Source organism: Oscillatoria sp. HE19RPO (assembly GCF_024220515.1).
Lineage (GTDB): Bacteria > Cyanobacteriota > Cyanobacteriia > Cyanobacteriales > Laspinemataceae > Laspinema.
Window position 1 is genome coordinate 1 of the sequence record NZ_JAMXOT010000116.1, and the last position, 10326, is coordinate 10326.

11 protein-coding genes are annotated in these 10326 nt (G+C 46.9%); 3 read left to right on the forward strand and 8 right to left on the reverse strand.

Annotated elements, in window-relative coordinates:
- Positions 1 to 229: 229 nt before the first annotated feature.
- The 3 genes from alaS to NG833_RS11375 all read right to left on the reverse strand — a co-directional run bounded on the left by alaS (position 230) and on the right by NG833_RS11375 (position 5026).
- On the reverse strand, positions 230 to 2860 hold the full coding sequence (gene alaS, locus NG833_RS11365) for an alanine--tRNA ligase (RefSeq protein ID WP_254565403.1): 2631 nt from the start codon (positions 2858 to 2860) through the stop codon (positions 230 to 232).
- 241 nt (positions 2861 to 3101) lie between these two features.
- The gene (locus NG833_RS11370) at positions 3102 to 3368 is read right to left on the reverse strand and encodes a hypothetical protein (RefSeq protein ID WP_254565404.1); all 267 of its coding nucleotides are present in this window, start codon (positions 3366 to 3368) and stop codon (positions 3102 to 3104) included.
- A gap of 269 nt (positions 3369 to 3637) precedes the next feature.
- Positions 3638 to 5026: an NB-ARC domain-containing protein gene (locus tag NG833_RS11375; RefSeq protein WP_254565405.1), complete on the reverse strand. Its 1389-nt coding sequence runs from the start codon at positions 5024 to 5026 to the stop codon at positions 3638 to 3640.
- A 286-nt stretch (positions 5027 to 5312) separates the two neighbouring features.
- Between NG833_RS11375 and NG833_RS11380 the strand changes: the two genes are divergently transcribed.
- Positions 5313 to 5576: a hypothetical protein gene (locus NG833_RS11380; protein ID WP_254565406.1), complete on the forward strand. Its 264-nt coding sequence runs from the start codon at positions 5313 to 5315 to the stop codon at positions 5574 to 5576.
- A 208-nt stretch (positions 5577 to 5784) separates the two neighbouring features.
- Here NG833_RS11380 and NG833_RS11385 read toward each other — a convergent pair whose 3' ends face one another.
- From NG833_RS11385 to NG833_RS11400, 4 genes are all read right to left on the reverse strand, one after another.
- Positions 5785 to 6174, reverse strand: coding sequence for a type II toxin-antitoxin system VapC family toxin (locus NG833_RS11385; protein WP_254565407.1), 390 nt, complete (start codon positions 6172 to 6174; stop codon positions 5785 to 5787).
- Complete coding sequence (locus tag NG833_RS11390) at positions 6171 to 6389, reverse strand: hypothetical protein (RefSeq protein WP_254565408.1); 219 nt, start codon at positions 6387 to 6389, stop codon at positions 6171 to 6173. The genes NG833_RS11385 and NG833_RS11390 overlap by 4 nt, the downstream gene beginning before the upstream one ends.
- A 69-nt stretch (positions 6390 to 6458) precedes the next feature.
- Positions 6459 to 6797 carry a nucleotidyltransferase family protein gene (locus NG833_RS11395; RefSeq protein ID WP_254565409.1) on the reverse strand — a complete coding sequence of 113 codons (339 nt, stop codon included), beginning with the start codon at positions 6795 to 6797 and terminating at the stop codon, positions 6459 to 6461.
- A gap of 99 nt (positions 6798 to 6896) precedes the next feature.
- Entirely contained in the window at positions 6897 to 7187 is a 291-nt protein-coding gene (locus NG833_RS11400) for a HigA family addiction module antitoxin (protein ID WP_254565410.1), read from the reverse strand.
- 224 nt (positions 7188 to 7411) lie between these two features.
- On the opposite strand from NG833_RS11400, the gene NG833_RS11405 reads away from it, so the two are divergent.
- Positions 7412 to 7633 carry a DUF6887 family protein gene (locus NG833_RS11405; protein ID WP_254565411.1) on the forward strand — a complete coding sequence of 74 codons (222 nt, stop codon included), beginning with the start codon at positions 7412 to 7414 and terminating at the stop codon, positions 7631 to 7633.
- Positions 7634 to 7781: 148 nt separating this feature from the next.
- On the opposite strand, the gene NG833_RS11410 is transcribed toward NG833_RS11405, so the two are convergent.
- Entirely contained in the window at positions 7782 to 9071 is a 1290-nt protein-coding gene (locus NG833_RS11410; protein WP_254565412.1) for a DUF1574 domain-containing protein, read from the reverse strand.
- A 1060-nt stretch (positions 9072 to 10131) separates the two neighbouring features.
- Between NG833_RS11410 and NG833_RS11415 the strand changes: the two genes are divergently transcribed.
- Positions 10132 to 10326: hypothetical protein (locus NG833_RS11415; protein WP_254565413.1), on the forward strand; the 195-nt coding region annotated here is incomplete at its 3' end.

The window sequence follows — 10326 nt, forward strand, 5'->3', positions numbered from 1 at the left end:
GTTTCTGCCTTAACTTTTGGCTCATCCCCTAAATTGATGAAAGAAACCCGGTTTCTAACCTCCTGCAAAGGACTCAGAAACCGGGTTTCTGCCTTAACTTTTGGCTCATCCCCTAAATTGATGAAAGAAACCCGGTTTCTTTAGCTCACAAAACAAATCACAATCTTCGCCTGCTTTTGCTTCATCGGGATTGGCGAGAAGGGTGGACAAAAGCCCACCCCGATTGTCTTTACTGCAACCCGTCTTTTAACTGAGTTTTAGCCGTATCTAACGCCTCTTTTAACTGGTTCGGGTCCCGTCCCCCCGCTTGCGCCAGGTTCGGACGTCCCCCGCCACCACCACCGCAAATTTTGGCGATCGCACCAATAAATTTACCCGCTTGCAATCCTTTGGCATTCACTTCTTTGCTAAAGGCAGCGACTAAACTAACTTTATCAGAACTGGGAACTGAACCCAAAACTACTGCCCCATTTCCGAGTTTTTGCAGTAAACGTTCTGCGGCAGTTTTTAACGATTCTGCATCCACTTCTCCGAGATTAGCCACAATCAATTTAAACTCTCCAATGGATTCAGCATCGGCAAGTAACTGGTCTGATTTAACAATAGCTAATTCGGCTTTCAGGGAGTCTAATTGCTTTTGGGTCGCCTTCAATTCCCCTTGAATACTATCAATGCGATCGCAGATTTCCTCGGGTTTGACTTTAAACCGATCGCTTAACTCCCGAACCACGCGATCGCGCACTTCCAAATAGTCCAAAATCGCCGGTCCCGCCACTGCTTCAATCCGCCGGACCCCTGAAGCAACCCCGGATTCAGAAACAATCTTAAACGCACCAATTTCAGCGGTATTACTCACATGAGTTCCCCCGCACAATTCCATTGAAACGCCAGGAAAATCAATCACCCGCACTTCATCGGCATATTTCTCCCCAAACATGGCGATCGCACCTTTTGCCTTCGCCTCCGTTAGTCCCATTGTCTCAACCTGCGCTTGATGCGCTTCCGCAATCCAGGTATTTACCCGGTCCTCAATTTGTTTTAACTCCTCGGGAGTCAGGGAACGAGGACAGTTGAAATCAAAGCGCAAACGGTCAAAATCAACCAAGGAACCTGCTTGAGAAATTCCTTCATCCACCAACAGTTTTAACGCCGCTTGGAGCAAGTGCGTTGCGGTATGATTGGCTTGAGCGCGACGACGACAACTCCGGTCGATTTGGGCGGTAATACGATCGCCTACAGAGATGCTTCCTCGTTCAATCCGTCCGAAATGCACAAAGAAATCCGATTCTTTTTTGACCTCTTCAATCCGGACTAAGCTATCTTGACCCGAGAGAAATCCCCGATCGCCAATTTGTCCGCCAGATTCAGCATAGAATGGCGTTTTGTCTAAGACGATTTGAACGCGATCGCCTGCCGTAGCAGACTCAACAGAGTTACCTCCCACCAAAATCACCGTCACTTCTGAGGTGGTTACGGGTTCAGAATAGCCTAAAAATTCAGTCCCGCGAATATGTTCGGCGAGTTTATCTAAACTACCTTGTACTGTGAGGTCAATGGTTTCATGGGCCGCTTGCGATCGCACCCGTTGTTCTTCCATTGCCGCCTCAAACCCGGGCAGTTCCACGGTCATTCCCCGTTCTTCGGCAATTTCTTGGGTCAGTTCTAAGGGGAAACCATAAGTATCATAAAGGATAAACGCATCCCGTCCCGGAATTTCTTTGGGGTTTTTCTGCATCAGTTCTGCTAACAGTTTCTCACCCCGTTCCAGGGTTTCTAAAAACCGAGTTTCCTCCCGTTGCAGTTCCGCCTTCAGACTTGCCTCGCGATCGCGCAGATTGGGATAGGCCCCTTCTCCCAAGGCGATCGCTGCTTCTGCCACCTCGGGAGTAAACACCCCTTGAATCCCAATTAATCGTCCATGACGCACCACCCGACGAATTAACCGGCGCAGAATATACCCTCTGCCAATATTAGAGGCAGTAATCCCATCAGCAATCATCTGCACCACAGCGCGAGAATGGTCCCCAATCACTTTGAGAGAGACTTTGGTTTTTTCGTCTGCCGTGGCGTAATCAATTCCCGCAATATCTGCCGCTTTTTTGACAATCGGGAAAATCAGGTCCGTTTCATAATTGTTGGGAACTTTTTGGAGGATTTGCGCCATCCGTTCCAATCCTAATCCCGTGTCAATATTCTGTTTTGCCAACGGGGTGAGATTGCCTTCTGCATCCCGGTTGTACTGCATGAACACCAGGTTATAGAATTCGATGAAGCGGGAATCATCTTCTAAATCGAGGTTGTCATCCCCGAGTTCGGGATGAAAGTCATAATACAATTCTGAACAAGGACCACAGGGACCCGTGGGACCAGAGGCCCAGAAATTATCCGCTTCATCCATCCGCTTAATCCGATGGGAGGGAATGCCGATTTTGTCCCGCCAGATATTGAACGCTTCGTCATCTTCGCGGAAGACACTGACGACAATGCGATCGCTGGGGAGTCCATAGACTTCGGTGGAGAGTTCCCAGGCATAAGCGATCGCCTGTTCTTTGAAGTAATCCCCAAAGCTAAAATTGCCCAACATCTCAAAAAAGGTATGATGGCGGGCAGTGCGTCCCACATTTTCGATATCATTGGTGCGGATGCACTTCTGGGACGTGGTAGCGCGAGGAAATTCCGGAGTGCGCTGTCCGAGAAAGATGGGTTTAAACGGCAGCATCCCGGCGATGGTGAGTAAAACCGTGGGGTCTTCTGGGACTAAAGAGGCACTCGGAAGGATTTGATGACCCCTAGCGGCATAGAAATTCAGAAACTTGTCGCGGATTTGGTTACCGGAGAGGGATTCAGGAACAGCAGGCATGAGTTAGTTAACGTCTTTCATTGAGTGAACAGGTACTCTATTGTTGCATTCGTTGAGAGGCGATCGCTACCTCCGTCCCTGTAACAGAGATCAGCGAGGGTAAGGGTCCCTGAATCCCTGGGACTTACGCATAAAAATCTAAATGTAGGGTTGATTCGCGAATCAACCCTACATTTCCCCCCCTGAAAAAACCCAGTAGGTGATCTACTGGGTTTAACTATGACACTCAAATTGATATTCATTAACCGGCCAAAGCGTCTGTTCTCATCTCCAGAGAAATCGATTGTGTAAATGCTTCACTAGAACAGTCATCTCTTCTCCCCGTACCCCGAGGAATCGTACATTTTTTCTCATCCGGATTTTGTTGAGTGACTGAACTGACCCAATTGGTATGATTTAAACTGTCAAATTCCGTAGTCTTACTGAGATTGTTTTGGACTTGTGGCACCCCAATTACCGTACCAAAAACTAAACCAAAAAAGACAACAAAGGCTACTTGCTTAAACATGAAAATGGTATGGGTAAATTGGTCATTCCCTCCTACAAGTACCCATAAAAATTTCAGGATTGTTTCATTAATTATTCTAAAATAGACACTTTATAATCATCGGCGTCTTAATAAAAACAAAACCCATTCAGAAAATCCGGTGAGTTTTAAAAACTTTTTCCAACCCATCGGACATCCCCAACAAATCTCTCCCCCCTTCCTGGCTGACAAAGGCTAAAAGCCTCGTGGCAGGGAGATTTCACTAGATAGAGATAGCCATTTTGCCTGGGTTACAAAGGGATGAAACTCTTGATATACTGAGTCATGACAACAGACAGACTGTAGCGATCGTCTCGTTTTTCCACCCAGCAACGTCGCGATAAAGAGTGCATTACATTCAGCACATCTGAAGGGTCTATGGTATGAGTTTGTATTAATTTAGCCAAAGTAACCGGCATTCCCGTATCCGCCAACTGGAACATCACCTCTTGTTCCAGTTTAGACAACCGATTCCACTGCTGCTGTAAACTTTCTTTCAATGATTCGGGTAATAAAATAGTATCATCAAGTAATACCGCACTCACCGATTCTCCCAAGTCATGAATCAGAGTCGCCACACTTTTCAACCAGAAAGGATTGCCTTGGTAACGCTGAATCAGTGCAGAATCGTTCTCAGCTTCAGGGACCCCATAATCTCTAAGAATCTCCCAGGCCCCTGCTCCATCTAACCCCCCTAACGGCAAAGTCTGAATCGCCCCATTGTTGCGAGAATCTGGAGCCACTTCGCGAGGAGCCTCCCACCCAATTAACAGAAAGCAACTCTGATGGGATAACTTTTCAACCTGTTGTAAGAAAGAGCGATAATCCTCATCACCCTCTTGATACTTACCCGCCAGTTCACCGTTGCTGAAAAGATGGTGAACATCATCTAAAACCACCAAACAGCGATGCTTTTGTAAATATTTAATCAAACCCAATGGTTTGGACTGAGCATCCAATGACTCAGAGGATTCTAATGTGCAGAAAAACTGGATCAGACGTTCTTGAAATTCAGAGAAAGTTAGGGATGGGGTTACACTACACCAAACTACCGACTCAAATTCATCTTTAATCTGCTGCACCAGTTGCACGGCTAAACTCGTTTTGCCAATACCACCCATTCCAGTCAACGCAACGAGACGACAACGCTGTTGGACAATCCAGATTTTAAGCGTTTCCAACTCCCCACTACGCGAGTAAAAAGCACCCAACTCCGGCATCTCGCTTAAATCATGATGAGATGCTTGGGTTGGTGGGTTGTTTGCCTTTGCCTGATTCTGTGGCGGTGAAGGGGGGATATCTAGCGGGTGTTTCGTTTCAGCACAAAAATTAATGTTTCTAATTTGCACAGAGTCTTGTGCAACATTTGATGAAAATAAAGATAATTGCAACCTCTCCATTGCCGAGCGAAAATTGGTTTTACTGACATCTTCCCCCAACTCTTCTGAAAGAATTTGCCATAATTCCGAACCCGCATTCCTAACACTACTTTCAGAATAGTCAAACTCTTTAGCAATCTGCTTGTACGTTTCCCTCTGTAGCGTTCCTTGCAAGACCGCTTCCTGTAAATCGTCAAGATGCCGACCCGTTTTCTCAAAGACGAGGCGATCGGCGAAATTTAACATTTCCTTAAGATTCATGAACTTACCGATAGGCATTTTTTTTGTATTGCAGCAAACATATTACCACATTTTTGTACTTTTTTAGACATAAATATATTTAAAAAATTAACAGCAGAGAAAATAACCAGCAAAATAGGATGTTTTTACAAGAGCGAAAGTTTGAAAATGAGTAAAAATAAATGACAGGATTAAAAAATTCCCTCTTTGTTTAAAGAGGGCTTTTTTTTAATCAGCTCGGGCTGAGTGACTACAATTGAGTTGACTTACCTAAGTAAGTTACAGACATAAGGGAAGTAGTAAAAATATGAAAAAAGTTCTCGCAATAGTCGGAATACTCGGAATTCTCATCTCTGCCGTATCTGTAATAGTGGGGGTCATTTGGACACTCAGGATTATCGGTGACCAATGGGGAACCGCAATGGCATTGCTTGGTGTTCTTTTTTTTCCCGCTACATTTTCTCTGTTACCTTGGTATGTAGGGTTGGTTCTCGGTAACTGGGGGCCGTTGGCTCTGCTCTGGGGTGGAGTTTTTGCTATGGGAATCTGTCAGGCGCTGCTCGAAACATAAGCAGTCATGAAAAATAAATTGCCCATTTTTATTCGCTGAAACTATTGCCAAAACTATCGGAAGGGAGGCAATTATTTTGGCCCCAGTGCTTAATAAGCCCTAAATGTTTGTAAGAAGGCAACCCCGATGACTTCATGGAGAAAGATGGAGGGCCTCTTTACAGTCCACCTGGGGCGCTTATTCATTGTAGTAAGATTTTGGGCTGGGTTTATGACCAAATAACCTGTAAGTAACTCCACTGCTGAATTTTCTCATCTTTGGAAACCAGGGCAGTTTTGTGGACCATACAACTGGCAACAATTAAGCGATCGGCTGGATCGCCGTGAAAGTTGCCCGGTAACCGAGTCGCCAGCACAGAAATTTCAGGTGTGAGGGGTAAAAGGATTACTTTAGGGCGTTGCAGTGCTAAATCAATCCAGATTTGTACATCCATTGATAGATCCAGTCTACCTTTGGAAACGAGCATCGCTAATTCCCAGCAACTAATCGCTGAAATTCCGATTTGGTCTGCTGTGTTAATGATTTCCCTAACGCGCGGGGCCAGTTTTGGAGATTCATTGACCCACCAGATCCAGGCGTGGGTGTCGAGAATAATCATTGATCTGCTTCCCAAGGCTCATCAATTGGAGAAATCAGGTCATCTTCAAACAAAATGCTTCCTTTGAGGGGGTTGGGTTCAAGTGATGGGGAAGTGCTTTCCATGTCTTCTAAAACAATGACGCGGATGATTTTACCTTCCCACTGCTGGGAGTATTCCGACGGAAGGCTAATGGTTCCGTTTTGGAGAATGGTTTTAAATTCGATCGCTTGCATGGGTTAACGGGAGTAAGGGGGTATTTTTATTATAACCAACCGAGTATTTTTCCTTCAAGATTTTCAATCTCAATCAGGGATTTTAGCGCTTGTGGCATAGATAACTTGTGCAGATTCCAGTATCTGTTGACGGCGTAGCCAGTTTTCGCTGTTGACGATCGCCGGTTTGATAATCAAGTCAACTTCCCGACCAAAAAGGGTTTCTAACTCCTGACGCATTTGGATTGTTTCGGCTAAACCCCGCCGAAATTGAGGGTCAAACGTGACCAGCACATCAATATCATTCTCGGGGCGAAAATCATCACGCAAGACTGAGCCAAATAGGGCAAATTCTGTGATGTGCCAGCGTTGGCAAAACCCTTGAATTTGGGCGAATGGCAGTTCGATATTGTGGTTAACTGCGTTCATGGTTAAGATAAGAGCGGAATCATTGACCCGTTGCCTGGGTTGGAGATCGCATCACTATTTCTCTGGCAAAATAGCGGGCGATCGCCCCAGGAGACCTACCTAGTTTCTAAACTCTTCTGCGCCGTCTTGTTGGGCTAATTTGGCACGATACTGCGCTTCCCGAGTCAACCAAAAGCTGGCACTACTGCCGAGGACAGTTTCTAATTTCAGTGCTGTTTGCTCGGTAATCGGCGCTTTACCATTAATTAATAAGCTAATATGCTTGGTCGTGTATCCGAGACGTTTTGCTAAATCCGTCTGGGTCCACTCCCGTTCCTCAATGATATCTGCGATCGTGTCACCCGGTGGCGAAATCCAGTCGGGGCAAAAAGTATGTAGATCTTCAGTCATGGTAATCCCCTATCCAAACAATACAAACCTGAGTGACTTCACTCCAATCGATGCCACCATCCTCTAATCGAGGCACGGTTTCATGGGCTGGTTCAAATACTAAACGCTGTGGATGGACCAGATCGAGCGCAAATTGTCCAGCGCGATCGCCTTCTATTCTAAAGGATGGGGAGGTCGTTACACAACGTAGAATTCCAGATTACTCCACAAGGGGAGGTATTTTAATGAATCCAGTTAACTATGGGGCGATGTCTGATGGAGAATTAAAACAATATTTTCTCAAGCATCGGGAGGACAAGTTGGCGCTGAGAGCTTATTTGGATAGACTCGCCGATCGCCCCCGTCAGGTAATCACAACTGTCGATGATCCGGATTTTGAGCGGAAACTTCAAGCATCAGTTATGCAGCAAATCCAAGCCACTGAGGGGAACGCTGAAAGGGATTAGATTGCTCAGGACAAGAAACCGGGTTTCTGCCCAAAATTTTGGAAACTTGTCCAAGTTTGGGTGAAGAAACCCGGTTTCTAATCGGTGAAGTGATGGCCTAAAGTGCCTGTTTTAGTTGTTGCTAATTATCCTAAAATTGCCCCTCAGTTTATCTCGCTCTCCCCCAAGGAATGGTCGGGTCTGCTGCTAGTTCTACGGCGACGGAAAAGGCTCCGTAGCGGTTGAGGTGGCTGGGGTCGGCAAAGTAATTATCTTGGGTGGGCCAGAGTTGTCCGAGGTCCCGGAAAATAAAGCCTTGTTGAGTGGCCATCCGTTGCATTTGACTCCGGAATTGTTGTTCGGATGAACTTCTCACCGGGTCGAGGTAATCGCTATTTAAAGGGAGATTAACGACAACTAAGGGGATTTGTTGGCTGTTGGTAAATTGCGCGATCGCCTCTAAAGCTCTCGTCTGTGCTCCCTGCAAGCTAAATGCCGCATAATCTCCATCATATTGTCCTGCTACTCGCGGATGTCGCCGATAGTAGGTCTCGGGATTATAGCGATCGCTCACCGGAACAAACCCCGTCGGTTGCATTTGGTTGGGGGTCTGCTGGGCAGTCAGGGCTTCCATTGTGGGCAGGGGGGGTCTCCCAGTTCCCGGGGTGGGTGCGCTGGGTCTTTGGTTGTTGCGACTGTCTGCCGGGTCCCCCCGTCGCATCCACATTGCCTGTTGTGCCTCCTCATTGTAGGTGGCGGCTATTTCTTCTCTGACCTGACTAAACCAGACATTCATCGCTTGATAGGTGGTGGCAAGGGCTTCTCGCGGGTCATCATTGGTGGTGAGTGGGGGGGGCGGTTCGGTTTTGGGTAAGGCCCCCGGGACCAAACTTTGCCGACGTCTCCTCGGTGTCGTTCTCGTGGGGGGGGATGAACCTTGGGTTTGCAGGGGGCGCACCCCACTGGAGAGGCGGCGATACCCTTCGGATTCGAGGATCGCTTGATAGGTGCGATCGGGACGACCACTATTAAATGCTCTCACGCCATCGGCCCAAATAATCAGTTTAGGAAGTTGATCCGGGGTCAAAATTCTCCGCAACACCAGGTCAATCACTTGGGCGGTGGCCCCATTGATGCTAAAGTTATAAATTCTCAGTCCCGGATGTCCATAATGGGCTAAGGCAAGTTCTAAGGCGAGGGGGTCTACCCCTTGTAATGCTCTGGAACTGCCGACGATTAAGATATCTGGAGGTCCGGATTGGTTCAACTGCTGCTGATAGCGGATTAGTTGTTCATCGAGTCGCTGACTATTAAAGGAGGGGAAGGGTTGGGAATCGGATGCCCGGGCGTTGACGACTCCTTGGCCGATCGCCGGAGGAATCCACAGGGTTTGAGTTGCTGCTGGGAGTGCGATCGCCAGGGATAACAGTCTCAAAGTCACAAACGGGAGTCTTCTCATATCGCTAATTTCTTATGGGGGGAGTCATTAAGGGGAACAAGGCAATCCTCACAGAACAGTTTAGCCAGTTCGTTATCGTTCCTTGCTTGTTTGCCTCGGACGGTTTTTTGAGCGCTTGAGGTTTCCGGGACCATTGGGCGATCGCCCTTCTCCAACTTCCGCTGAGATCCCGGCCATCATTTTAGCTCAAATCATGCGTTTATACTGTTACAATCTAGGCCGGATAACGGTCCAGAGAACCCACACAGGCGGGGGGATGGCATCGGATCATTCCCGGACTTCGGATCTCACCCAGGAGGGTGCTCCGGTTGGGATGCAGCCCCGAAGATGGGGACCCCTAAATCCACGTAAAAAATTTGGAAAATTTTGCAAATCTTCACAAGATTTTCACACCTCTCGATTATCTTGATAATCAGCTAAGGTTCCAAACCTGTTCGTACACTTCTTTCAAAGCCCCTTTAAAAACCGCTGGCTGTATTGATGCCTTTTACAACCGTTTCTTGTACAAGGACTCAGCCAGTTTATAAAAACAACCCATAACCAGACCCACGAGGGTCTGGTTATATTTTTCGAGCTAATTTTAGCCCCTGGGTGTCGCATTCGGCGAAAATGAGAGGCCCTGGACTCAGGGACTCAGACCCCTCAAAAAAATTTTAGAAAATTTTTCAAATCTTCATAAGATATTCACATTCGTTAATTATCTTAGTAAGCAATAAAGGTTTTAACTTCTTTTTAACTCATTTCAAAGCTCTTTTAAACTCCACTGGCTGACACCTGTTCGTTGCCCTGCCCGCTCCCATTCAATACTCGTCAGCTGGTCTATAAGATTAGCCCAGATCCCGCCCGGTCTGGGCCTATTATTTTGGGGGATCATCCAGATCGGGGAGATTAGGGAACTCCAAAATATAAAATCTCCAAAAAACCCGCAGGCTGAAGCCTGGAGCTACACGGACAAAGCCCGCCTGCGCGGCGTCATACAGTCTTGTTAGGTGCTTAACCATCGGGACTTGGATGATTTATTTGTTGGAACACCCTTAAAGCTGAAAATCGGCCCCGTCTTTTGGGTGAAACCCTTGATTTTAAAGGGATTGCCGGGACAGGCGGCGACTGCCGGATTGAGGCGAGACCCCCTCAAAAATTTTTTTTCAAACTTCGGAAAATCTTCATCAGATATTCACATGAGTTGCGTATCTTGAAAATCAGCAACGGTTATAAATTTTTTTTACGGCTTTCAATAGCGTTTTTAAAACCGCTA